A 25,904-nucleotide genomic window follows, 5' to 3' on the forward strand; every position below is an offset into this window, starting at 1 on the left:
AGGTTGTGCGGTGATTTCCGCATAAAGAAATTACAGGCACCCAAGTACCTCTGATTGCTTTTTCCTACGACAGTGCCAGCTGTTTCAGGTTCGAAGGGTATGAATCTCAGTCCTTTTGGACACCCCTAAAGCCATTCTTAGCTGCGAATGTAGTAGTTTTGGTTGTTTATGAAAAACACTTGCATCAACCGGTACTTATTTTCTTTTTTAAATTTTTGAAATGATCAAAGCTGCAATATTTGATATGGATGGGTTGCTGATTGATTCAGAACATTTCTGGACAGAGGCTGCCCGCGAAGTGATGCGCAAGGTAAACTTTGAGCTTACCGATGCATTGAAACTCCAAACCACAGGACTCTCGGTTAAACTATTTCTTGACTTCTGCCACCAGCTGCAACCCTGGAATACACCCACTTTCGAGGAACTGGAAGCAGAAATCCTGACCATTGCGCACCGCAAAATTCTTGAAAATGCCGAACCCATGCCGGGTGCCATTGCGCTGATCAAAGACCTGAAAGCCACGGGACTTAAACTGGGCGTAGCGTCGGCATCGCATATGGAACTGATCGAGGACGTGCTGGAAAGACTAGACATTCTTCAGTACTTCGATGTATGGCACTCGGGCGAGCTGGAAGAGTTTACCAAGCCGCATCCGGCCGTATACCTCACCACTGCTGCCAAGCTGGGCGTACTACCCGCTGAATGCATTGCGTTTGAAGATTCGCATGCCGGGCTGCGGTCGGCACATGCGGCAGGCATGATCACGATCTCGGTTCCGGCCAGGGAAGTTTTTGAAGATGCCAAGTTCAATATGGCGCATTATAAAATAAGGTCACTGGAAAAATTCGTATTAAGCGAAATGTCCGGAGTACCGCAAAATGTCCTGGAATCCTAACCTGCCTTCGTCCACCTACACTATCCCATGATCGGATTACGGCATTTCAGTATCATGATTATGATCAGGATCACCCTGATCGTACTTAGTGTGATCGGACTTGCGTGGCTGGCTTCGGTCCATACCAATAGTACGCTGGTGTATGTCATCGGGACGATTTTCATTTTTGCCCAGGCTTCGCTTCTGTACCAGTATGTGACCAATGTAAACCGGAAACTGACGTACTTCCTGGAATCTGTCCGCTACTCGGATTTTACGATCAATTTCCGGGCAGACAACAAGATGGGGCGGACGTTCAAGGAACTGAACCAGCAGTTTAACGAAGTACTGCATGCTTTCAGACAGGCGCGGGCCGAAAAAGAGGCCAATCTGCAATACCTGAATACCATTGTGCAACATATCGGTACGGGCCTGATCACATTTGACAGTACCGGGCAGGTTAACCTGATCAACAATGCGGCATTGCGGATGCTGGGCATTTACCGGCTGCACCACCTCAACGAGCTCCGCGACCGCCACCCGCGGCTGTACGAGCTGCTCTCAACCCTCGACAGCGGCGTGCGGGAGCTTTACCGTACCCCATCCGACCAGCCACTGGCCCTGCAGGGAGCAGCCATCCAGCTGAGGGGAACCTGGGTACGTATTGTTGTTTTACAAAACATACAGACCGAACTTCAGCAGCAGGAAATCGAGTCGTGGCAAAACCTGACCCGGGTGCTGCGGCATGAGATCATGAATTCCATGACACCCATTGTATCGCTGGTAGGCACCATGCGCCTGATTGTGAACGAAGACATTGAACGCTCGACCAATGATCAGGAAGCCGTAAATGACCTAAAGGAAGCACTTTCGACGCTCGAAAAGCGTAGTAAGGGCATGATGCAGTTTGTGAATGCCTACCGGGATTTTACCACCCTGCCTAAACCGGTATTTGCCAGTATCAGTGTGGAAGAGTTACTGCAGGAAGTGATCCAGTTGCTTCAGACAGACCTGACCCGGTCGGGTGTGCTCTGGAAGCTGTCGGTAAAGCCCGAGGACCTGACCGTAAAGGCCGACGCGAGCCAGATTCAGCAGGTATTGATTAATCTTATCAAGAATGCGTCGGAGGCATTTTCCACCCAAACCAACCGTACCATCAGTCTGTCGGCCTACCAGGTAGATAATGTTGTTATGATTGAGGTGGCCGACAATGGCGATGGCATTGAGCCGGAAGCTATGGAAAATATTTTCATCCCCTTTTACACTACCAAAAAAACAGGCTCAGGCATCGGGCTCAGTCTTTCGAGGCAGATTCTGCAGCAGCATAATGGTCAGCTGAATGTTGCATCCGACGTAGGAAAAGGTACAGTTTTTACGTTAATTATCTAGCAGTCAGCGCAAGGCAACCGTACCGGAATGAAATGCCGCAGTACGTTCCAACCTTCGTAAAAGCAGGACTGTCATGATAAAAAAGCCAAAAACTTGACCGGTATGAAAAACTACGTCTTAGCTGCATTGATGCTTGTTTGTACATCATGCAAAAACACGACGGTGGACAGGAAGGATGAGGAGATTATGTACAAACAGTCGGTTCTCCTCAATGATGTCCCCAAAGCTACACTTACATTTTTTGACGTTCAGGACAGTCGGTGCCCGCAGGGTGTACAATGCTTCTGGGCGGGCAATGCAACCGTGGACCTCCTGCTTTCGGGTGTAACTGCGGAAGGTGGCGTGAACGAACATGTAAAAATGTGCCTAGGCGATTGCAGGACACTTTACAAAATGAGCTCCTTCAAAATGGCGGATACCCTGACGAAGCGTTTTGCCGATGAAAATTACCGACTGATCCTGACCGCAGTTAACCCTGCCGCAAAGGTCGATAGTACCGGGAACAAGGAAAAACGTTCCATTCTGCTTAAAATTGAAAAGCAATAGCTGGCTCAGGCCAGCTTGCTTCTGCGGTACCCGTAGCTGAAATAAATCACAAGCCCGATGGCCAGCCAGATCACAAAAATAAGCCAGTTGGATGCCCCGAGCTCTGTCATGAGGTACAAATTGGTAAGGATGCCGGCTACGGGCAGCGATGAAAAGTTGTGTCGGTAGCTCAATACCGTGAGCACGGCCCAGGTAATCCAGAAAACAATGGTGAGCAGCTTGTGCTCCATGATCTCAGCCAGCGAAAGCGCGCGCCACTCAGCAATCGTGTCCTGGCCATACAAAATGATACCGGCTATGGAAAGTACAAACAGCAGTCCTACAAGGTATTTTCCATTGATATAAGGCACCTTGAACTTGGAGTTGGCAGAAATACCCTTGTGATCCAGATAGAGCACTCCGCCGCAAACGAGTATGAATGCAAAAAATGTCCCCACGCTGGTGAGGTCCACAAAAAAATCCATTTTGAAAAACAAGGCCGGTATGCCGACCACAAAGCCGGTGACGATTGTTGCGAAAGAGGGTGTATGGTATTTGGGGTGGATTTTTGCAAAACGTTTCCATAACAATCCGTCGCGGCTCATGGTCATCCAGATCCTCGGCTGGCCCAGCTGATACACAAGCAGGGCGCTGGTAATGGCAATCACCGAGCTGACGGAAATAACGCCTGCCATAAAGTCAAGCCCGTTTTTTTGAAAAACAAAGGCCAGCGGATCGCTTACATTGAGTTCCTTGTAATTGACCATTCCGGTTAGTACGAGGGTAATCAGCACGTACAGGATGGTGCAGATTACCAGGCAGTAAATCATTGCTTTGGGCATGTCACGCTGGGGATCGCGGCACTCTTCGGCGGTGGTGGAGATGGAGTCAAAACCGATAAATGCAAAGAATACGGCGGCTACCCCACTCAGTACGCCCGGTACACCATTGGGTGCAAAGGGTGACCAGTTTTCCGGTTTTACATAAAATGCCCCTGCAAAGATCACCAGTAACACTACGGTGATTTTCAGGACAACCATGATGTTGCTGGCCGTACGCGACTCACGAATACCAATATACACCAGCGCAGTGATCAGAAGGGTGATCAGTCCCGCCGGCAGGTTGAGGATGACGGCCAGGTCGCCGATGCGCGGGGCCGACTGATAGGTTTGCGCGGCAAAGAGTTCATAGGAAGAAAGTGCGCCGGCTCCCGACTGCTGCAGTTTTTCAAATGCTTCATGCGCAGACTCCTGGTTCATGGTGAGCCAGCCAGGCAGCGTAATGCCAAATCCTTTGAGCATACTCACAAAGTACTCCGACCACGAAATAGCAACCACCATATTGGAAACTGCATATTCCAGGATGAGCGCCCAGCCGATGATCCAGGCAAACAGCTCGCCAAATGCCACATATGCATACGTATATGCACTACCCGACACCGGAACTGTACTCGCAAACTGTGCGTAGGACAAGGCCGTAAAAACGCAGGCAATCGCGGTAAATACAAACAGGAGCGAAACCGCCGGTCCGCCATTATAGCTGGCCAGACCAATTGTACTGAATATCCCCGCGCCCACAATGGCAGCAATTCCCAGCGACACTAGGTCCCTCACGCCGAGTATCTTGGCCAGGCCTCCGTCCGAAGCATTTGCATCCCTTAATATCTGATCTACCGTTTTTTTCCTGAAAAGAGAAGAATTTTTTCCCATGCAATACTTGGCTGGCTTGGTGCCGGTTCGTGATTATGTCTGGCTAAAATAAAGATAATCCGTGCTTGTCCGCTCTGCCAGCTTACAATTTGTTCGCAAGCTCGCGGATTCACAGGATGAAAATTGCCTTATATTTACTCCCTGACGGCACCTTCACCCCTGTAAAAACCGATGAAAACTGCTACTATTCTGATGATGCTGCTTCCGCTGCAGCAGCTTGTGGCACAGCAGATCAAACCCTATACCACTGCCCAGGCGCATTCGCACAATGATTACGAGCGCCGGCGACCGCTGGAAGATGCCTATGAGCAACAGTTCGGCTCGGTAGAGGCAGATATTTTCCTGGTGCGCGACACCCTTTTCGTGGCCCATACTGCGGGAGCAATCCGTCCGGAGCGGACTTTCCGGAAACTTTATCTGCAACCACTTCTTGATAAGATTGAAAAAAATGGTGGCAATGTTTATCCTCAGCAGGATATACCATTGCAGCTGCTGATCGACCTGAAAACCAGCGGAGAGGAAACCCTGGCGGCATTGGTCAGAGAGCTGGCACCGCATGAAAAGATCCTGGCGCCCCGGGGACTGATCAGGATTGTGGTGAGTGGCAATACGCCTGACCCAGCACAGTTTGACAAGTATCCTTTGTTCATCTACTTCGACGGCCGTCCCGAAATGACCTACACGCCCGAACAACTCGCGCGCATCGGACTGATCAGCCAGGCTTTTCAAAAATACTCCAACTGGAATGGAGAAGGCACTCTGCCCGAACGTGACAAAAAACGCCTGTCCAAAACCATCAGCGACATTCACCAGCTCGACAAAAAAGCGCGGATCTGGGCAACACCCGACAACATCAACGCCTGGAAAACAATGATGACACTGGGTGTAGACTATCTTAATACCGATAAGGTGAGGGAAATGGGCGATTACCTGCGAACTGCGCCAAGGTAAATTAACGGAATTAAATACGGCGTAAATATAAAGTTATGCAGGAAGAAATGGTTTGAGAGCAGTTATAACCTATATTGTACTGTTCTAACTCCTAAACCATTCTTTATGTCGGCTGAGCAGACTGCTACCCTCAAGAAAGTTCTTAAGCCAATCCACCTGTGGGCCATCGCCGTGGGCCTTGTTATTTCCGGAGAATATTTCGGCTGGAATTATGGCTGGGGAGTGTCGGGCACAATTGGATTTCTGATTGCCACGCTGCTGGTCACAGTCCTGTATGTCACCTTCATTTTCAGCTTCACCGAGCTTACCACATCCATCCCGCAGGCTGGCGGACCTTTTTCTTATGCCTACAAAGCATTCGGCTGGTGGGGCGGGCTCATTGCGGGTTATGCAACACTGGTTGAGTTCCTGATCACCCCTCCTGCAATTGCATTTGCACTGGGCAGCTATGCTCATTTTCTGTACCCTTCCTTGCAGGTACTTGAAGTGGCTTTTGCGTGCTACTTTATTTTTATCCTTATTAATTTACTGGGGATCAAGGAGTCAGCCATGTTTTCGCTTGTGGTAACCATTCTTGCCGTGGCCGAGCTGCTGGTGTATGTAGGGATCATTATGCCCAGCTTTTCAATGGAAACTTTCGTGACCGATCCTATGCCTTTTGGCTGGCCGGGTGTATTTGCCGCGCTGCCTTTTGCGATCTGGTTTTACCTGGCGATCGAGGGTGTGGCGATGGTGGCCGAAGAAGTGGAAGATCCCCGCCGCAACATTTCACGCGGCTACATTTACGGCATACTGACACTGGTCGTACTGGCACTGGCAGTCATGATTTTTACGGGCGGCGCCGCCGACTGGAAGCTCCTCAGCAAGATCGATTATCCGTTACCGGCTGTGCTGGGCATGGTACTCGGCCGCGACAGCCCCCTGACAAAGCTTTTTGCGAGCCTGGGCCTTTTCGGACTTATTGCATCGTTCCACGGCACGGTGATCGGGTACTCGCGGCAAATTTATGCACTGGCACGGGCGGGTTACCTGCCTGCGGTACTGGGTGAGGTCAATGCACGCTTTCAAACACCTCACTGGGCCCTGGTTGCAGGCGGCATTGCAGGCTGTGCGGCGCTGCTGCTTGGCACAACAGACCAGGTGATTATCCTCGCCGCTTTGGGAGCTGTGGTCATGTACATGGTCAGCATGGCTGCATTGTTTGCATTGCGTCAGAAAGAACCGGCCATGGACCGTCCTTTTTCCGTACCATTGTATCCCTGGTTTCCGGCCATTGCACTCCTGCTTTCCGCAGTTTGCCTGGTGGCGATCGTTTACTACAACCTGATGCTCAGCCTGTGGTTTTTCGGAGGGCTTGCTGCCATCGCAGGAATTTTTGTACTTACCAGAAATCAGGAAAGTGCGAAATAGTTTTCTACCCCTTTGAGGTGTAGATATGGGCTAAGTTCACTTCAAAATTGCTCAACAGCCTTCGTATCGTTCAAAAAATCCTTACTTTGTTTCCAAAACCTGATGCGTAACCGCTGGTCACCTAATGTATTGTTGTTCAGTTCGTTAGTTACCTCGTTTACACAGTTTGCTTAAAAAGTAGAGGAAAATCTGCTGGCACTAAATTAGTATTACAACAAAAATGAAAGGTGCAAGAATTAATTCGTAAATATTAGGTACCTTTCCTATCTAAATCACACAAAAAGAAAAGCCGGTGCCTTCAGGGTTTGTTTAGGCGGCAGGTTGAATGCTTAAAGTTCATGATGAATATACTGATTGTCGAAGACGACTTTATTATTGCCAAGCATCTTCAGTTTTTGCTGAACGGGTTTGGTTATGAGGCCAACGATGTCGCCCCCGACTACCACACTGCGGTGGACCTGCTTGCCGGCAAAGTGTTTCACCTGGCAATTCTGGATATCAATCTGAACGGCTACCAGACGGGCATTGACCTGGCCGATCATATTCGTGAAAATTATAAGATCCCATTCCTTTTTCTGTCGAGTCACGAGGATATAGCCGTAGTGAATGCGGCCCTGCAATCGGCCCCGCATGCGTTTTTACAAAAACCGTTTCAGAAGATTACGGTGTATACTGCCGTAAAGTTGGCCCTGAAAAATTACAGGCTGGCAACGCTCGCGGGTGAGACGGATGCGGAAGAGAAGCAAAATACCACGGTGATCAAGGATGCCCTCTTTATCAAGGAAAAACATATGTTTACCAAGATCATGCTGGCCGACATCCTGTTTATCCGCAGCGACGACAACTACCTCGAACTACATACCGACAAGAAAAAATACACAATCCGGGAGACGCTGAAGAATATGATCCAGCAATTGCCTGCCAACTTCTTTTTCCGGGTACACAAGTCGTTTATCATCAATCTCAATGCCATTACGGCCATTAATTACATTCACGTGATGATCAATGACATCGAGATACCGATTACGAATGACAACCGGAATGAGCTGCTGAGCCGGGTAAAAACCTTCTCCTGATTTCTGGCTGTAACAACCCGCTTTATACCTATCTATTTTGCCGGCTTGCCACAAAAAAGTTGTACTTCGCCACATTCGTTTGTCGAATGTTATGCCACGAAGTAATTTCAAATCACGTAAGCCCCCTATCGGTGATCCGATGATAAAGAATGTTATTGAATGACTGCCCGGGTCTCAAAAGTTTTTATGTTTTTTGAGACCCGGGCATCTAATTGTAAGCTGGAAACGTAAGTTAGTTGTCTGGTTTCAGAGAAGATTTTGATTGACCCACTAATTTTAACATTAACCTAAACTAAATTATTAAATAGGTTTTCGACGAATAATATCGCTGATATTGAAAACATCCCGGGATACTTCTTCCCGGGATGTTTTGTTTTCTATTCCAAAAAAAGAATATTCCGCTCAGGGATAAAGTAGGTATTTTTTACGCATGGTTTTGTAGGCAGATAGTCCCGGTTCCCAGCTTGCCCGGATTTCCTTTTCAGAGGCTCCTGCAATGATCTGTTTTTTAAGGTTTTCAGTACCTGCCAGCTTATCAAAGTTCCCCATCTGCTTGCTCTGGCTCATATCAAAAAACCGCGCCTGATCGGGATAAGCCTTATACATCTCGATGAGCCAGGCAAGGTTGATCTGTCCCGACTTCCGAAGCTTTGCCATGTCATATTTCCGCAGATCAATGCCGTAACATTCCTGATCCTGGTGCAGGGGCGTTTCACTCATACCTTTGATGCTCTGCGGTTTGAAAGAAAATGCATACTTGCCTTTCAGCTGGGGAGCGCCCAATACTGTAAATGGCATATAAGTACCCCGCCCCTGGCTGATGATCGTCCCTTCAAACATGCAAATGTGAGGATACAGCATGATAGACTGCTGCGTATTGAGGTTGGGCGAAGGCATTACAGGCAGCTCATAGGGCATGTCGTGCCGGTAATCTGCCACTTTGATAATTTTCAGTTTGCATTGCGCCTTACCGGGGAGCCAGCCTTCCCCGTTGATCATCTGCGCAAATTCACCGATGGTCATACCATGGGAAATGGGAATGCGGTACATCCCGATGCCCGAGTGCAGGTGATCTTCCAGCAAAGGGCCATCTACCAGAAAACCGTTCGGATTGGGGCGGTCGAGGATCATGAGCTCTTTGCCATTTTCGGCGCAGGCTTCCATGATGTGGCCCAATGTATTGATATAGGTATAAAACCTGGCCCCGACATCCTGAATATCAAAGATCATGATGTCCAGCCCGGCCATCTGTTCTTTAGTAGGCTTTTTCAGTTTTCCGTAAAGGGAAATAGCAGGGATACCGGTTTTTTCGTCCACACTGTCACTTACTTTGGCACCATTGCTTGCATTCCCCCTGAAACCATGCTCCGGCCCGAATATCAGCTTGATGTCTACCCCCATCGCCACCAGGCTATCCACCAGCGGCGTCTTACCGATCACGGATGTCTGATTAACGAGTATACCTGCTTTTTTGCCTTTCAGGTATTCCAGGTATAAGGCGGTTTGTTCAGCTCCGGTTTGCGGTACTTTGGCGGGCGCGGAAGCCGCAGGCTGTATGTTCAGGGAATCAGCTGCAACCGTGCTTTTGCGGTGTAACGAACCGGCACAGTTACCATTTATGCTGAATAAAAGGAGCAGGCTCAGGATAGAAAGGCAGGATTTCATAGGATTTCTTTTTAGCCACGAATACACGAATGGACACCAATATACATGTTCATCCGTATATCTGTGGCAATGCATTGAGACTTAAAAGTATTTGCCTGTTATTTTAAAAAAGGCGCATCTGACCGGCGCGCACAAATTGCGTGCAATCCAGCTCAGGCAGAGATTTATCTTTGAAGTATTTACGGCAGGCCAGCTCATGCAGCTGACGGATGTTTTCGGCAAAAATCCCCTCGCCTGTCATTCTTGTTCCAAACCGTGAGTCATTGACCATTCCTCGGTGACAACTTCTGATCTGGTTCAGTACTTTGGCGGCCTTGTCGGAAAAGTGGTGATGGATCCATTCTTCAAAAAGTGTGCTGATGGCTCCGTTGAGTCTTACGACCGTATAACTTGCCCATACCGCGCCGTTTTCCGAAGCCGCTTTGACGATAGCAGGAATCTCATGGTCATTCAATCCAGGTATAATCGGTGCGGTCATAACTCCGGTGGGTACTCCGGCTTCATGCAGTGTTTTTACAACCTGTAACCTTCTCTGGCCAGTGACCGTACGCGGTTCGAGCGCACTGCGCAGCTCCTCATTAAGTGTTGTAATGGAAATAGCCGCATGCACGAGGTTGAGCTTCGCCATTTTTTCAAGAATGTCCCTGTCACGGAGTACCAATGCATTTTTGGTCAGAATGCTGACAGGATTGCGGTATTTAAGACAGATTTCGAGCAGCTGGCGCGTGATCCGGTACTTCTTCTCTCCGGGCTGGTAGCAGTCGGTGTTGCCCGACAAATGGATCGCGTGCGGTTCCCATTTTTTGGAGTTAAAAAGCTTTTCCAATAACTGGGGAGCATTCTTTTTGACAATAATCTTGGTCTCAAAATCAAGACCGGCAGAATAACCCCAGTATTCGTGAGAGTTGCGTGCATAGCAGTAAATGCACCCGTGCTCACAACCGCGGTAAGGATTAATGGAATGAAAATCGGGAAGGTCAGGACTCTTCGACACGTTCACCAACGTTTTAGAGTCCTCTTCAATAAACTGCGTTTTGGGATTGTCTTGGGGATCATCCCATCGCTGCCAATCTTCCAGAATATACTCCACCTCATGCCTGGTAAACTTATTCTGAGGATTAACAGCAGCTCCTCTTCCCTTTACGCGATTGTCCATGGGGAGGTGGTTTAATTTTGAATGATTGAATGACTGAATGATTGAATGATGGAGTTTTGAGTTAGTGAGTTAGTGAGGGAGTGAGTTTTGAATGATTGAATGAGTGAATGAGTGAATGAGTGAGTTTTGAGTTAGTGAGGGTGTGAGTGAGTAAGTTTTGAATGATTGAATGACTGAATGATTGAATGAATAAGTTTTGAGTTAGCGAGGGTGTGAGTGAATGAATTTTGAATGATTGAATGACTGAATGATTGAATGAGTGAGTTTTGAGTTAGTGAAGGTGTGAGTGAGTGAATGAATTTTGAATGATTAAATTTTAAATATCTAAGCAATCTAAGATATGCATGTTGAAGTTATTCAGTATTATTTCAAATATGCACTCACTTACTAATTTACTCACCCAAAATTCATTAGTCATTCAGAAATCACTAATTCGAAATTCTTCCAATCATTCAAATTCACTCAATCATTCGCTCACTCGATAACTCAAAATCCATTCAGCCATTCAAAACTCAGTAATTCAATAATTTAAAACTCAATCATTCAAATTAACTCAGTCATTCGCTCACTCACTCACTCACTCACTCAAAATTCATTCAATCATCCAGCCATTCAAAACTCAGTAATTCAATAATTTAAAACTCAATCATTCAAATTCACTCAGTCATTCGCTCACTCACTCACTCACTCACTCAAAATTCATTCAATCATTCAGCCATTCAAAACTCAGTAATTCAATAATTTAAAACTCAATCATTCAAATTAACTCACTCATTCGCTCACTCAAAACTCATTCAATCATTCAGTCATTCAATCATTCAAAATTAGATCACTCCCTCCCTCACTCACTCACTAACTCAAAATTCATTCAATCATTCAATCATTCAGTCATTCAAAAACCTCTCACCTGATATACCGATAATCCTCTCCGCCTTTCAGCGACAGGAGGACGTCGTACATGAGCTGAATTACGTTTTGAACGTCTTCTTTATGCACCATTTCAACGGTTGTGTGCATGTATTTCAATGGAAGTGAGATCAATGCAGAGGCGATACCTTCGGTGGAGTATGCAAATGAATCGGTATCGGTGCCTGTTGAACGGCTCACAGCCTGGCGCTGGAAAGGAATGTTTTTTTCCTCCGCCACCCGGATCAGCATGTCGCGCACATTGTTCTGCACGGCAGGCCCGTAACAAATTACCGGCCCGTTGCCACATCTCAGGTCACCCTGCTCTTTTTTGTTATACATCGGCGACTGTGTATCGTGGGTCACATCCGTACAGATAGCCAGGTCCGGTCTGAGCCGGCGCGCGATCATTTCGGCACCCCGCAAGCCGATTTCTTCCTGTACCGCATTGACCACATACAAGGTAAACGGCAGCTTTACACCATTTTCATGCAGCATTCGTGCCACTTCGGCGATCATAAATCCGCCCATACGGTTGTCCAGCGCGCGTCCCAGGTAAAAGCGGTCGTTCAGTTCGTCAAGGCCGTCCGCAAAAGTGACTACCGTGCCCACATGAATGCCCATTTCAAAAACCTCGTCTTTTTTGGTGGCCCCCACGTCAATGAACAATTCATGCACTTTCGGAACCTGGTCTTTGGCAACGTCCCGCACGTGGATTGCCGGCCAGCCGAACACACCTTTTACCACACCCTTGGCCGTATGCAGGTTCACGCGCATGGAAGGGGCAATGGCTGCGTCGGAGCCTCCGTTCCGGCGCACATGAATGTAGCCCTCTTCGGAAATATAATTGACAAACCACGAAATCTCGTCGGAATGCGCTTCGATGACGACCTTGTAATCCTGCCCGCCATTGATGACGCCCACTGCAGTACCGTACACGTCTACGATCTGCTCGTCAATGTACGGCCGGATATAGTCAAGCCAGATTTGCTGCCCTGTGGACTCGAAGCCGGTAGGGGAAGCATTGTTGAGGTACTTATAAAGAAATTCGGTGCTTTGATCTGCCATTTTGTTTATCTGAAAATTAACATGTCAATACTTAACTATATGTACCTGCAGAAAGCCCAGAAGCGCCGCCGCCCCAGGTATTCCAGGTCGGCCTGGTGGCTGTAAGCTTCCCGCTCGAAGGAAATATGCAGGTAGGCCAGGTAATGCTTTCTGTACTGTGCCAGCCGGACAAGATACTCTGCAAAATACCAAATGTAAAAGAGTATGATCCCCATTTCAAGCTGCTGACGCAAATGGATGCGCTCATGGTTAAGCAAAAACCGCCCCGCGTGCTTGTGCCTGAGCAGGATGAATGGAAACAAGGCCATTCCTTCCACCCAGAGGAAAGATACATTCACACAAAACCCCCTGAACTTCATACCGCCGGCAAAGTGCCTTTTTAAAAGTAAGTTCAAAAAAAATGTTGGATTGCAAAATGGCGTGCCATTTAACAATCCAACACTGGAAAATTGTATCCTTAAACTACTCGCTGAAGCGGCTGATATCAAGTACTTCAAATTCCATCATGCCGGCCGGCACTTTGATTTCGGTTGTTTCACCTACTTTTTTACCCAGCAAACCCTTTCCAATCGGTGATCCTACGGAAATTTTTCCGGCTTTCAGGTCGGCTTCTTCCTCAGAAACCAGCGTATAGGTTACTTCCATACCATTTTTACGGTTTTTGATCTTCACTTTGGAAAGCACAGATACCTGCGAATTGTCTATGGATGACTCGTCGATCACGCGTGCATTGGACAGGATTTCTTCCAGTTTGGCGATTTTCATTTCGTGCATACCCTGTGCATCCTTGGCAGCATCATATTCTGCATTCTCGCTCAAATCCCCCTTGTCACGCGCCTCTGCAATTTGTCGTGCAATCTCCGTGCGGCCTTTTGTTTTCATATCATTCAGCTCGTTCTTCAGCTTATTGAGTCCTTCTTCCGTATAGTATGAAATCTTAGCCATGACCTTAATTGATGTTTAGTAATCCTTTGATTTGTAGAGTTATGAATAAAAAAAAAGAACGGCTCTATGACCGCTCTACCAGAGAAAAAACGCTCGCAGTAGAAGGTTAGAAAACCTCGTCTTTTCGGCTCATATGTGATTTTAACTTCCTCATGATTTTCAACTATGAACGACAAAAATAACAATATTTGTAAACGTTAACACCTTTTTCGTCCAAAAGCGGCAACAAACTATGTCCGACTCTTTAAGAATAATTTTCATGGGAACGCCTGAATTTGCTGTCCCGAGTTTACAAAGCCTGGTTGAGAATAATTCTAATGTAGTAGCCGTGGTGACCGTCCCGGACAAGCCGTCCGGACGTGGTCAGAAGCAGACCGAATCACCTGTCAAAATATACGCAAAAGAAAAAGGAATTCCTGTTTTACAACCTGAAAAACTTAAAAGCCCGGAGTTCCTGAAAGCGCTTGCCGGGTACCGCGCCGACCTGCAGGTGGTGGTTGCTTTCCGGATGCTGCCCGAAGTGGTATGGAACATGCCGCGCTATGGAACGTTCAACCTGCACAGCTCCCTGCTGCCGCAGTACCGCGGCGCAGCGCCGATCAACTGGGCCGTGATCAATGGTGATACCGAAACAGGCGTAACTACATTTTTTATCGAGAAAGACATTGATACAGGCAAGATCATTTTCCAGGAAAAAGAACCCATTCACCCCGGGGATGATGCAGGCAGCGTGCACGACAGGCTCATGCAGCTTGGTGCCCGGCTGGTACTGAAAACCGTGCATGCAATTGAAGCAGGCAACTATCCCCAGGAGCCGCAGGAAAATACAGCTGACCTCAAAGCCGCTCCGAAGATTTTCAGGGAGACCTGCGAAATCAACTGGGATCAGCCGGCAGCAGCCATTCACAACTTTGTACGCGGGCTTTCGCCCTACCCTGCTGCCTGGACCACCATCCAGGGGCTTTCCTGCAAGATCTATAAAACAGCTCTTGCAGATTCGGATGGTACCGGTGATACCGGATCGTACCGCACCGACCAGAAATCGTACCTTCAATTCAAAACAGCAGATGGCTGGATCTCGATTGAGGAATTGCAGATGGAAGGAAAAAAACGAATGAAAATTGCTGACTTTTTGCGTGGTTACAGGCTATAAACCTACATCATAATGCTCATTTCCCTTATTGTAGCGGTGTCCGACAACGGTGTGATCGGCAAGGACAATCAGCTGCTCTGGCGCCTGCCGGATGATCTCAAACGGTTTAAACAACTGACCCTCGGACATCCGATGATCATGGGCCGCAAAACGTTCGAGTCGATCGGCAAGCCGCTGCCCGGCCGTACCTCCATCGTTGTCACGCGAAATACAAGCGTTGAAATAGAGGGCGTGATGGTAGTGCATTCCCTGGAAGACGCCCTGGCCGAAGCCCGGAAAATTGAAGCGTTGGAGGTATTTATCATCGGCGGCGGAGAGCTTTACACCCAAGCCCAGTATCTGGCCGACAGGCTGTATGTAACTGAGGTTCACAGTGCTTTTGAGGGAGATACTTGTTTCGCGATAGAAGATCCTACGACCTGGACAGAAAACAAGAGGGTGCATCACGGGACGGATGAACGACATATTTTCCCGTTTGATTTCGTTGATTATTTTAGGCAAGAATAATATTAGCTAATTTTGGTGTCACGTAACCCTCAGTGACAGTGTAACCATGATACAAGTTGAAATTGCAGTTCTTACCATAGAACTGACCACCCCCTCATACGACAAACGTCCGGTGTACATTACCGGTAATTTTTGCAAATGGCTCCCTGATCTCGAAGCATACCGGATGACGCAGGTCAGTCCGGGCGAGTACGTTTTCCGGTTCCCGGAAGATGCCGAGCTCCCTTTTCCGCTGGAATACAAGTACACCCGCGGAGGCTGGGACCAGGTAGAGCTGGATGAACATGGACAGCCTTATGCCAACCGGGTCATTTACCAGCCTCACGACACCGTAAAGAACCATGTTACGCGCTGGCAAATTGACTTTACCAAAAAACAAGACCTTTCCCCGATTATAGAGGTTCTTTCGGAAACCTTCGAGATACCCCAGCTCAACAAAAAGCGGCGCGTACACGTACTGCTTCCGCACGATTACTACGAGTGCCCCGACAAGCATTATCCGGTACTGTACATGACGGATGCGCAGAATCTCTTCGGGGAAGGTGACGGATTTGGCAACTGGAAGATCGACCGCAGCCTGACCAACCTGGCCAGGGAAGACAAGGCCGGTGTTATTATCGTGGCAATCGACCATGGAGATGAGGACCGTATCCGTGAGTTTTCACCTTATGACAATCCCCGCCTTGGAAAAGGGCTGGGCTCCCGGTTCCTGCGTTTTCTTACCGAAACACTCAAACCGCATGTGGACCTACAATACCGCACACGTCCGGACCGTCTGAATACCGGTTTGGGGGGAAGTTCGGCAGGTGGTTTGCTGAGCATTTATGCCGCGCTGATGTTCCCGCAGGTATTTGGCAGGCTGATGATTTTTTCACCTTCGCTCTGGATTTCGCAAAAGGTCTACTTTGACGCAATTCATTTTTTTGAACCCTTTGAAACGCGCATTTATATGTATGCCGGCGGAAAAGAAGGGCCTAATATGCTCCCCAACTTTGAGCAACTGCAGCAAACGCTGAAAAACCAAGGATTCGGTTACAGCCGCGTCAAAATCCACACGTCGATTGATCCGGCCGGAGAACATACCGAGGAACAATGGCAGAAGGAATTTCCAAAAGCATTGAAGTGGCTGTATTTTGAGGGATAAAAAAAGGCGGGTTCTACCGCCTTTTTTTATTTACATGCTTTGTAACATTACAAAATATACTGACTCAGATCGCGGTTTTTGACCAGGGAAGATAGTTTTTCTATCACCATATCCGCAGTGATGATGATCTGCGAGTCGGCTCCGATCATGTCGGGAATATCAAACATGAAGTCATTCAGCAGTGAGCTCATGACTGTCTGCAGGCGCCGGGCACCAATGTTTTCGACCTCGCTGTTGACTTCAAATGCAATTTTGGCAATTTCCCGCAAAGCTCCGTCTTCAAACTGCAGGGAAACTCCCTCCGACTCCATCATTGCCTCATACTGCTTGGTGAGCGCATTTTTAGGTGTTTTCAGGATTTGGTAAAAATCCCCCTCCGTCAGACTGTTCAGCTCCACCCGGATCGGGAAACGACCTTGCAGCTCGGGAATCAGATCAGAGGGTTTGGACACATGAAATGCGCCTGCCGCTACAAACAAAATATGGTCGGTATGGATTACGCCATGCTTGGTAGTCACAGCACTGCCCTCCACGATCGGCAGCAGGTCGCGCTGTACACCCTCCCGGCTTACATCCGGGCCGCCTGCATTGGACTTGCTGGATGCTACTTTATCAATCTCATCAATAAAGATAATCCCCAGATTTTCAGCTTTCTTGATGGCTTCCAGCTTTACTTCGTCCATGTCGATCAGCTTGGAAGCTTCTTCGTCGAGCAACAGCTTGCGGGCCTCTTCCACAGTGACCTTCCGCTTTTTGCCCCTTTTTGGCATCATGTTGCCGATCATCTCCTGAATGTTCATCATGGAAACATCATCAACAGTCCCGCCGATCATTCCTACGCTGGGTGCCTGGTTTTGCTGTACTTCAATATCGATCTTGCGTGCGTCCAGTTCTCCGTTCCTGATCTTTTCACGGAAGCGTTCGCGCGTTCTCTGATTGAGCTCGGCATCATCCTCCGGAATTCCGTCCGTCACACCATTGTCGGCCTTTACTTTGGCTGTACCGCCATGATGCACGGGCGGGATCAGTGCATCCAGGATAATATCTTCAACGGCCTGCTCAGCCTTGATCTTCACTTCTTCTTTTTTCTGGGTCCGCACCATCCCTACTGCCTGCTCCACGAGGTCGCGCACCATGCTTTCCACGTCACGGCCCACATAGCCAACCTCTGTAAACTTGGAGGCTTCCACTTTCACAAAGGGTGCATCAGCGATTTTGGCCAGCCGGCGCGCAATTTCCGTTTTACCTACGCCAGTCGCCCCGATCATCAGTATGTTGTTGGGAATGATCTCCCGCTGGATATCCTCAGGACTGTTCATTCGCCTCCACCGGTTACGCAGCGCGATGGCAACATTGCGTTTCGCATCGTGCTGGCCGATAATATACTGGTCCAGCTCAAACACGATCTGGCGTGGGGTGAGACGATTCAGGTGTTCTGTCATTGTTAATTATTCGATACGTAGCTTAATAGAACTCATACAAACGTAAACCGCTTTGTAGCGCAGGATTACGAATTAATATAATACTTTTTTCTTAAAGCGGTTTTTGCCGGTTTCAGATATGATAAAGAACCATGCCGATACAAATTGGCAGTACAAGCTGTCAGGCTGGCAAATCTTTCCTGCACGGTAATTCTAGTTAACCGCCTGTACATTACATTTGTCGCGCATGGCACCCTGCCTGCAATCCATATCAAAGATTTGTTCAGATGAAAAAAATCCTGTACACCCTTTTAACCCTGCTGCTTTCCCCCGTTTTTCTTTTTGCGCAAACTACCGTAAAAACGAACCTCGTAGATTTTGTCAACCCATTGATGGGTACCCAGTCCAAATTCAGCCTTTCCGCGGGCAACACCTATCCGGCGATTGCGATGCCGTGGGGTATGAATTTCTGGATGCCGCAAACCGGCAAGATGGGCGACGGATGGAGCTATATGTATGATGCCGAAAAGATACGCGGCTTCAAACAAACCCACCAGCCCAGCCCCTGGATCAACGATTACGGGCAGTTTTCTATTTTCCCGATGACAGGCAAGCTCAAAATTGACGAGGAGAGCCGTGCCAGCTGGTTTTCACACAAAGCGGAAACTGCCAAACCCCATTACTACAAAGTATACCTGGCCGATTACGACGTCACTACGGAAATCGCTCCCACCGAGCGTGCCGCCCAGTTCCGTATCACCTTTCCGGCAGCGGATACTTCCTATATTCTCGTGGATGCATTTGACAAAGGTTCGTATGTAAAGGTAATCCCGGCCGAGCGCAAGATCATCGGGTATACCACCAAGAACAGCGGCGGTGTGCCTGCCAATTTCAAAAACTACTTTGTGCTTGTTTTCGACAAGGCATTTACGTTTTCTTCCGCTTTCCGCGGCAAGCAGCTTGCAAAGGATACGCTTGAACTTCAGGCCAATCACGTAGGGGCCGTCGTAGGTTTCAAAACCAGGCGGGGTGAGCAGGTCGGCATCAAAGTGGCATCCTCATTTATCAGCCCGGAGCAGGCACAGCTCAACCTTGACCGTGAGCTCGGCAAGGATACCTTTGATGCAACCATGGAAAAAGGCCGCAAAACCTGGGAGCAGGAGCTTTCACGCATTCAGGTGGAAGGCGACAACATTGACCAGGTGCGGACATTCTACTCCTGCCTGTACCGCGTATTGCTCTTCCCTCGCAAGTTCTATGAATTTGACAAAGCCAATAAAGTAGTGCATTACAGCCCGTACAACGGACAGGTGCTGCCAGGCTATATGTTTACGGACAATGGTTTCTGGGATACTTTCCGCGCGGTGTTCCCGTTTTTCACCCTCATGTACCCTACCATGAATGCCCACATCATGGAAGGTCTTGCCAATGCATACGACGAGAGTGGCTACCTGCCCGAGTGGGCCAGCCCGGGCCACCGCGACTGTATGATCGGATCCAACTCGGCCTCGCTCATTGCAGACTCTTACGTGAAAGGAATTCGCGGGTACGATATCAACAAGCTGTATGAGGCCGTGATCAAAAACACGGAGAATGCAGGACCGGTAAGCTCGGTCGGGCGGTTCGGTCATGAATACTACAATGAGCTGGGCTATGTTCCCTATGATGTAAAAGTGAATGAAAATGCTGCCCGCACGCTGGAATACGCATATGCAGACTTTTGTATTTCCCAGCTGGGCAAGGCTTTGAAAAAACCGCAGTCGGAAGTTGACATTTACCTGAAACGCAGCCAGAACTACAAAAATGTTTTTGACCCTGAAACCAAATGGATGCGCGGAAAAAACAAGGACGGACAGTTTCAAAAACCATTTAATCCATTCAAATGGGGTGACGCATTTACCGAAGGAAACAGTATCCATTATACCTGGTCTGTTTTCCAGGACGTAAAGGGCCTCATGGGCCTGATGGGCGGTCGTGAGGCTTTTGTACAAAAACTCGATACGGTGTTCACACTCCCTCCTATTTTCGACGACAGCTACTATGGGTTCCCTATCCATGAAATACGTGAAATGCAGATTATGAACATGGGCAACTATGCGCATGGCAACCAGCCTATTCAGCACATGATTTACCTGTACAACCATGGAGGTGCTCCCTACAAAGCACAATACTGGGCCCGCCAGGTAATGCAGCGCATGTACCAGCCTACTCCCGACGGATACTGCGGGGACGAAGACAACGGACAGACCTCAGCCTGGTACGTGTTTTCTTCCCTCGGATTTTACCCGGTTACGCCGGGCACTACTCAGTACGTGATCGGCTCGCCCCTTTTCAAAAAAGCGACCATTACCCTGGAAGATGGCAAGAAGTTTACGGTACAGGCACCGGCAGCAAGCGAAAGCAACCTGTATATCCAGGGTGCAACCCTCAATGGTAAGCCCTACGATTTTACATTCCTGGAACATGCAGATATTCAAAAAGGCGGAACCGTGCAGTTTAACCTGGGCAGCAAGCCGTCCAAAACCTGGGGTACAAAACCGGAATCTGCGCCTTTTTCGCTAAGCAACGGTAAGTAATCTGTATGCAGCAGCTGTATCCTTTTTGCTTGAAAATTGACTGGCATGTTTATTTAAAAGCGATGCGATCATAACCACATGCATTAAGGCACAGCATAAAGTATATAAATCATGGAATACAGAAAAGTAAGCAGCTCGGACCATCCTGAAAAACCGGATCTGAAATTATCAGTGATCACGTTCGGAGCCTGGGCAGCAGGTGGCTGGATGTGGGGAGGTACTGAAAGGTCAGAAGCAGTGAAAGCGATCCGCGAGTCCTATGACGCAGGCGTCACGTCCATTGATACTGCTCCGATTTACGGACAGGGATTGAGTGAGGAAATTGTGGGTGAGGCTATCAAAGACCTTCCCCGGGACAAGGTTCAGATCCTCACAAAATACGGTATGCGCTGGGACCTGGCCAAGGGCGACCTCGCCATGCATAGCAAGAACAATGCAGGCGAGCCCATTGATGTATATAAATATGCAGGGCGCGACAGCGTGATCCTTGAATGTGAAAACAGCCTTAAACGCCTCGGCACCGACTATATTGATCTTTACCAGATTCACTGGCCGGACCATACAACCCCGATTGAGGAAACGATGGAAGCCGTTTCGCAGCTGATTAAGGAAGGAAAGGTACGTTATGCAGGGGTATGCAATTACGACACTGCATTGATGCGCGAAGCTTCACAGCACATTCACCTGGTATCCGACCAGGTACCTTACAGCATGGTCAAAAGGGATATAGAAGCTGAGCTGGTACCCTATTGCATTGAGCATGAAAAAGCGATCCTGGCATATAGTCCGATGGAAAGAGGGTTGCTGACGGGCAAAATGAAGCCCGGGCACCAGTTTGCCGAAGACGATCACAGGGCATCTTTGTACTTTTTTAAAGATGAAAATCTGACAAGGGTGAATGAGTTTCTCAGCAAGATCAAACCAATTGCGGATGACAAGCATGTCACACTCGGACAGCTCGTGCTGAAATGGACCATCGAGCAGCCGGGCATTACCATTGCCCTGGCCGGCGCCCGTAATGCGGAGCAGGCGCGGCAAAACGCCGCAGCTGCGGACATCGTTCTCGACCAGGGTGAAATAGACCTGATCACCCAGCATCTGAATGCACTGGAACTGGTGAAATAAAGGAAAAGGTAGCCCGGCGGCTACCTTTCTTTTGTTACCTTTGAAATGGTTTTTATTCCTTTAAATACAGCAATCATTCACCTTTAACCTATGAACAAAAACATTCCATTACTAAAAAAATACCTTCCTGTCGCACTGGGCGGAATGATGCTGGTGTCCGCTGCGGCACTCATGAGCAACAGTGGTGCCGGCTCCAAAGACGAAAAGAAGTTTTCGGCCGCAGACATTCAGGTGGATACCGTGGCTACCGGACTTACCACTCCCTGGGCCTCTGCCCTGCTGCCCAATGGTGACCTGCTCGTCACCGAGCGCGGCGGCAAGCTCCGCCTCGTGAAAGACGGCAAGCTGGATGCCCAGGAAATTTCGGGTGTTCCCGCGGTGTATAACAAAGGACAGGGAGGCTTGCTCGACATTGCCCTTCACCCTGACTATAAAAAGAACGGATGGATCTACATCAGCTTTTCTTCCCCGAAAGCAGCAGGTGAAGAAGGGGATGATGATGGTGCCAACACAGCCCTCATCCGCGCCAAGCTGAAAGACCATGCACTGGTAGAAATTCAGCAGATATTTAAGGCAATTCCTAATGTGAAGGCCAATGTACACTTTGGCGGACGTATTGTTTTTGATAAAAAAGGGTACGTTTTCCTTTCACTGGGCGAGCGCGGCCAGAAAGAAAACTCGCAGAACCTGAGCCGCGACCAGGGTAAGGTTGTGCGCCTGTTTGAAGACGGCAAAATTCCGAAAGACAATCCTTTTGTAAAAACCGAGGGTGCCCGGCCGGAAATCTGGACATACGGCCATCGTAATCCGCAGGGAATGGTGATCAATCCTTCCACCGGCGTGATCTGGGAACATGAGCACGGCCCGCAGGGCGGCGATGAGCTGAACATCATTGAGCCGGGCAAAAACTATGGCTGGCCGCTGATCACATTTGGTATCGACTATGACAACAGTATTATTTCCAAAGACACTGCCCGCGCCGGCCTCGAACAGCCTGTGGTGTACTGGCGGCCGTCTATCGCACCTTGCGGAATGACGTTTGTTTCCAATCCGAAATTCAAGGACTGGAATGGTGACCTGCTGGTAGGCTCACTGAAATTCATGTATCTGCAGCACCTGACCGTAAAAGGCAATAAAGTAATAGCCAGGGAGATCATTTTTGAAAAACTGGGCCGGGTACGGGATGTGCGCCAGGGCTGGGACGGGAATGTGTATGTAGTACTGGAAAATTCGGGCAAGGTGGTTCGCCTGAGCCCAAAAAGCTGAGGAACCGGAACCTGGCTTTACAGCTGATCAGATGATATGAAACTACTGACATTATTTTCAATGCTGGCATTTGGCTCACTTGCCATTCCGCGTCAGGACGATGAGCTTGCCAAGAGTATTGAGCGGGGCAAAATGGTGTACTCCGAAAACTGCATTACCTGCCACATGGGTACCGGTGAAGGCGTCACAGCCACTTTTCCTCCCCTCGCAAAATCAGACTACCTGATGCAGACGCCGGAAAACGCGATCCGGGCGGTGAAATTCGGGCTCATGGGTAAAATCACGGTTAACAAAGTGGATTACGATAACATGATGCCCAATCCGGGCCTGGACGATGCGGAGGTTGCTGATGTGCTGAACTACATTATGAACTCCTGGGGCAACTCTTCCGAAAAGAAAATGATCACCAAAAAAATGGTCGAAGAGGTTAAGGAGAAGAAATAAGATTTACCGCATTTCGTAAAAAAGCAGGACTGGCCGAAAGGTAGTTCTGCTTTTTTGTTGAACATCTTCGAACAAAACCTCCGTGGTACATCAACTTTAATCTTATTTGAAATAAATCTAAATAAATATTTGTAAAGCATGAGTCCGCATAGGATATTTGCCGACCATTCAACTATTTAGTCCAATTTCAAATTGTATGAAAAAAATTTTAATCCTTCTCCTGCTTGTGTGCTCGGTGACGGCGGCGTTTGCGCAAACGGGTAAAATAACGGGTCAGATCCTGAGCTCGGACGGACAGCCTGCCGAACAGGTGTCTGTCGGAATCAAGGGAAGCTCCAAAGGTGCGGTTTCGGATGAGCGTGGCCGGTTTTCCATTGAAAAAGTAAAAGCAGGTTCCCACATTTTGCTCGTGAGCTTCGTGGGGGTTGCCACTCAGGAGCGTGAAGTAGAGGTAGTGGCCGGAGAAACGGCGGAAATATCATTTACACTGACCGAAAGTGCCAACGAACTGCAGGAAGTAATTGTAAAAGGTGCCAATCAATATAAATCCGACCAGGTATCCCCCAGCCTTAAATTAATGACCCCGATCCTTGAAACGCCTCAGAATGTACAGGTGGTTACGGGCAAGGTGCTGGCCGACCAGCAGGTGATCAGCATGAGCGACGGACTGGTGCGTAATGTAAGCGGTGCCACGCGGGTTGAACACTGGGGCGATATGTATGCCAACATTACCATGCGCGGTTCGCAGATCCAGGCATTCCGCAATGGTTTCAATGTTGTAAATTCCTTCTGGGGGCCACTTACCGAGGACATGAGCTTTGTGGACCATATTGAATTTGTAAAAGGTCCGGCCGGTTTTATGCTGGCAAACGGAGATCCGAGCGGACTTTATAATGTAGTTACCAAAAAGCCTACCGGCGAAAACAAAGGAGAAGCCAGCTTTACCATGGGCAGCTTCGACTTATACCGCGCTACGCTGGACCTCGACGGAAAGCTTAGCAAGGATGGCAAGTTTCTGTATCGCCTGAACCTTGCAGCCCAGAATAAAGGTTCGTTCCGGCCAAACGAATATAATAACCGTTACAGCATCGCTCCGGTGATTACCTACCAGATCGACGAAAAAACCAAGCTGACTGCGGAATATGCCTTGCAATATGCAAAAATGACTGACGTAGGGTCGTACTACGTTTTCTCGCCGGAGGGATATGCTACCTTGCCAAGAAATTTTACCTCAACACCTCCGGGCCTCAAACCTACGAAAATCACAGACCACAGCATTTTTGTTAATCTTCAGCATGAACTCAACCAGGACTGGAAAATCACTGCCCAGCTTGCCTACCTGAACTACAAAATGGCTGGCAGCAGCCAGTGGCCGTGGCTTGTTAACCACGATGCGACCATGCAGCGCGGCGTGGGACTTTGGGATGCAAAAAGCGAAATGACTTTGGGTCAGGTATTTGTGAATGGTAAAGTAAACACGGGAGGCGTGGTACACCGGCTGCTGGGAGGTATTGATGTGGGTACAAAAGAGTACTTTGCAGACTGGTCTCAATCGCGTGCGCTGGACACCCTGGGTGGTCTTTTTAATCCTAAGAACCCGGTTTATGGCGTACCTAACAATGGTTATCCCGTTTTTGACCGGTCACTGAACCTGGAAGCCCGCGCCGTAGGTGCCGGAGGTTTGATGGATCAGAAGTATACGGGTCTGTACGTGCAGGATGAGCTTGGTTTTCTGGACAACAAAATCAGGCTGACCATCGCAGGACGTTATACCCACCTGAGCCAGGCCCAATGGGGTGCGGCACCCGACAAGGCAGACCATTTTACACCGCGCCTCGGCCTGAGCATCTCCCTTGACAAAAATACCTCTGTTTACGCCTTGTACGACCAGGCATTCCTTCCGCAATCGGGACGTCTGAGCAGCGGCAGGAAAGTACAGCCGGTGACAGGAAACAATACCGAATTCGGCTTCAAGAGAGATTGGGCAGAAGGCCGCTGGAACACAACCCTTGCATTTTACCGCATTCTTAAAAACAATGAACTTACAGGAGATCCAACCCGGCCAAACTCGGGATTCAGTGTGGAACTGGGTCAGAAAAGAGCGCAGGGAGTTGAGTTTGATGTGCGCGGCTCGCTGCTACCGGGCCTGAACCTTACTGCCAATTATGCCTACACGAACTCAGAAGTTACCAAAGTAACCGAAGGTGTCACTGTGGCTACCGTAGGCGACCCGATCCCGGGTTTTGCAAAGCATACTGCGAATGGCTGGCTGAGCTACAAAGTGCAGAAGGGTGGCTTGAAAGGCGCCGGGATTTCGGGCGGCTTCACTTACCTGGGCGATCGCGCTACCTCTACATGGAGCGACAAGGATGATACTTACAACCTGCCCGACTATTTCAAACTGGATGGAGGTGTATTTTGGGAAAAAGACAAGATCCGCCTGACCCTCAATGTTTTCAACATTCTGGATAAGTACCTGTACAGCGGCGGAACATACAACTTTGTTACCGATACAGGAAACCCGATCACATCCTACTACTGGCAGGCCGAACCGCCACGGAACTACCGCCTGAGTATTTCATACAAGTTTTAAT

General features: G+C 48.7%; 21 protein-coding genes and 1 riboswitch. Of the genes, 14 read left to right on the forward strand and 7 right to left on the reverse strand.

What is annotated here, in order from left to right; translation table 11 throughout:
• Positions 1–44: 44 nt before the first annotated feature.
• A riboswitch (TPP riboswitch) is annotated at positions 45–137 on the reverse strand.
• An 83-nt stretch (positions 138–220) separates the two neighbouring features.
• The 3 genes from hxpB to HWI92_RS13760 all read left to right on the forward strand — a co-directional run bounded on the left by hxpB (position 221) and on the right by HWI92_RS13760 (position 2,809).
• Positions 221–895, forward strand: coding sequence for a hexitol phosphatase HxpB (hxpB, locus tag HWI92_RS13750; protein WP_204656038.1), 675 nt, complete (start codon positions 221–223; stop codon positions 893–895).
• A 54-nt stretch (positions 896–949) separates the two neighbouring features.
• Complete coding sequence (locus HWI92_RS13755) at positions 950–2,263, forward strand: sensor histidine kinase (protein ID WP_229249390.1); 1,314 nt, start codon at positions 950–952, stop codon at positions 2,261–2,263.
• 102 nt (positions 2,264–2,365) lie between these two features.
• Positions 2,366–2,809 (forward strand): hypothetical protein, encoded by a 444-nt coding sequence (locus HWI92_RS13760; protein ID WP_204656042.1) that lies wholly within the window; start codon positions 2,366–2,368, stop codon positions 2,807–2,809.
• Between the two features lie 5 nt (positions 2,810–2,814).
• Here HWI92_RS13760 and HWI92_RS13765 read toward each other — a convergent pair whose 3' ends face one another.
• Positions 2,815–4,497 (reverse strand): amino acid permease, encoded by a 1,683-nt coding sequence (locus tag HWI92_RS13765; RefSeq protein ID WP_204656044.1) that lies wholly within the window; start codon positions 4,495–4,497, stop codon positions 2,815–2,817.
• Positions 4,498–4,668: 171 nt separating this feature from the next.
• Between HWI92_RS13765 and HWI92_RS13770 the strand changes: the two genes are divergently transcribed.
• From HWI92_RS13770 to HWI92_RS13780, 3 genes are all read left to right on the forward strand, one after another.
• A complete protein-coding gene (locus HWI92_RS13770) occupies positions 4,669–5,448 on the forward strand; it encodes a phosphatidylinositol-specific phospholipase C/glycerophosphodiester phosphodiesterase family protein (RefSeq protein ID WP_204656047.1) in 780 nt (259 codons plus the stop codon).
• A 105-nt stretch (positions 5,449–5,553) separates the two neighbouring features.
• Positions 5,554–6,858: an ethanolamine permease gene (gene eat / locus HWI92_RS13775; RefSeq protein ID WP_204656049.1), complete on the forward strand. Its 1,305-nt coding sequence runs from the start codon at positions 5,554–5,556 to the stop codon at positions 6,856–6,858.
• A gap of 338 nt (positions 6,859–7,196) precedes the next feature.
• Positions 7,197–7,934, forward strand: coding sequence for a LytR/AlgR family response regulator transcription factor (locus HWI92_RS13780; protein ID WP_229247938.1), 738 nt, complete (start codon positions 7,197–7,199; stop codon positions 7,932–7,934).
• A gap of 402 nt (positions 7,935–8,336) precedes the next feature.
• Here HWI92_RS13780 and HWI92_RS13785 read toward each other — a convergent pair whose 3' ends face one another.
• From HWI92_RS13785 to greA, 5 genes are all read right to left on the reverse strand, one after another.
• On the reverse strand, positions 8,337–9,599 hold the full coding sequence (locus tag HWI92_RS13785) for an exo-beta-N-acetylmuramidase NamZ family protein (protein ID WP_204656051.1): 1,263 nt from the start codon (positions 9,597–9,599) through the stop codon (positions 8,337–8,339).
• A 103-nt stretch (positions 9,600–9,702) separates the two neighbouring features.
• Entirely contained in the window at positions 9,703–10,755 is a 1,053-nt protein-coding gene (locus HWI92_RS13790) for a PA0069 family radical SAM protein (RefSeq protein ID WP_204656053.1), read from the reverse strand.
• A gap of 903 nt (positions 10,756–11,658) precedes the next feature.
• Positions 11,659–12,729 (reverse strand): M42 family metallopeptidase, encoded by a 1,071-nt coding sequence (locus HWI92_RS13795; protein WP_204656055.1) that lies wholly within the window; start codon positions 12,727–12,729, stop codon positions 11,659–11,661.
• 35 nt (positions 12,730–12,764) lie between these two features.
• Positions 12,765–13,124: a hypothetical protein gene (locus HWI92_RS13800; RefSeq protein WP_310589474.1), complete on the reverse strand. Its 360-nt coding sequence runs from the start codon at positions 13,122–13,124 to the stop codon at positions 12,765–12,767.
• Positions 13,125–13,191: 67 nt separating this feature from the next.
• The gene (gene greA, locus HWI92_RS13805) at positions 13,192–13,674 is read right to left on the reverse strand and encodes a transcription elongation factor GreA (protein WP_204656057.1); all 483 of its coding nucleotides are present in this window, start codon (positions 13,672–13,674) and stop codon (positions 13,192–13,194) included.
• 232 nt (positions 13,675–13,906) lie between these two features.
• On the opposite strand from greA, the gene fmt reads away from it, so the two are divergent.
• From fmt to HWI92_RS13820, 3 genes are read left to right on the forward strand one after another with little or no spacing between them, the layout of a single operon-like run.
• Positions 13,907–14,827, forward strand: a complete 921-nt coding sequence (fmt, locus tag HWI92_RS13810) for a methionyl-tRNA formyltransferase (RefSeq protein WP_262897672.1) — start codon at positions 13,907–13,909, stop codon at positions 14,825–14,827.
• Between the two features lie 12 nt (positions 14,828–14,839).
• Positions 14,840–15,334 carry a dihydrofolate reductase gene (locus HWI92_RS13815; RefSeq protein WP_204656061.1) on the forward strand — a complete coding sequence of 165 codons (495 nt, stop codon included), beginning with the start codon at positions 14,840–14,842 and terminating at the stop codon, positions 15,332–15,334.
• Positions 15,335–15,380: 46 nt separating this feature from the next.
• Positions 15,381–16,478, forward strand: a complete 1,098-nt coding sequence (locus tag HWI92_RS13820) for an alpha/beta hydrolase-fold protein (protein ID WP_204656063.1) — start codon at positions 15,381–15,383, stop codon at positions 16,476–16,478.
• 47 nt (positions 16,479–16,525) lie between these two features.
• Here HWI92_RS13820 and hslU read toward each other — a convergent pair whose 3' ends face one another.
• On the reverse strand, positions 16,526–17,920 hold the full coding sequence (gene hslU, locus HWI92_RS13825) for an ATP-dependent protease ATPase subunit HslU (protein ID WP_204656065.1): 1,395 nt from the start codon (positions 17,918–17,920) through the stop codon (positions 16,526–16,528).
• A 266-nt stretch (positions 17,921–18,186) separates the two neighbouring features.
• On the opposite strand from hslU, the gene HWI92_RS13830 reads away from it, so the two are divergent.
• The 5 genes from HWI92_RS13830 to HWI92_RS13850 all read left to right on the forward strand — a co-directional run bounded on the left by HWI92_RS13830 (position 18,187) and on the right by HWI92_RS13850 (position 25,903).
• Positions 18,187–20,475 carry a GH92 family glycosyl hydrolase gene (locus HWI92_RS13830; RefSeq protein ID WP_204656067.1) on the forward strand — a complete coding sequence of 763 codons (2,289 nt, stop codon included), beginning with the start codon at positions 18,187–18,189 and terminating at the stop codon, positions 20,473–20,475.
• 111 nt (positions 20,476–20,586) lie between these two features.
• The gene (locus tag HWI92_RS13835) at positions 20,587–21,600 is read left to right on the forward strand and encodes an aldo/keto reductase (RefSeq protein ID WP_204656070.1); all 1,014 of its coding nucleotides are present in this window, start codon (positions 20,587–20,589) and stop codon (positions 21,598–21,600) included.
• Between the two features lie 90 nt (positions 21,601–21,690).
• Positions 21,691–22,866 (forward strand): PQQ-dependent sugar dehydrogenase, encoded by a 1,176-nt coding sequence (locus HWI92_RS13840; protein ID WP_204656072.1) that lies wholly within the window; start codon positions 21,691–21,693, stop codon positions 22,864–22,866.
• Between the two features lie 36 nt (positions 22,867–22,902).
• Positions 22,903–23,310 (forward strand): c-type cytochrome, encoded by a 408-nt coding sequence (locus tag HWI92_RS13845; RefSeq protein ID WP_204656074.1) that lies wholly within the window; start codon positions 22,903–22,905, stop codon positions 23,308–23,310.
• Positions 23,311–23,506: 196 nt separating this feature from the next.
• Positions 23,507–25,903, forward strand: coding sequence for a TonB-dependent receptor (locus tag HWI92_RS13850; protein ID WP_204656076.1), 2,397 nt, complete (start codon positions 23,507–23,509; stop codon positions 25,901–25,903).
• The last annotated feature ends 1 nt before the right edge of the window (position 25,904 follow it).

The organism is Dyadobacter sandarakinus (genome assembly GCF_016894445.1).
Lineage (GTDB): Bacteria > Bacteroidota > Bacteroidia > Cytophagales > Spirosomataceae > Dyadobacter > Dyadobacter sandarakinus.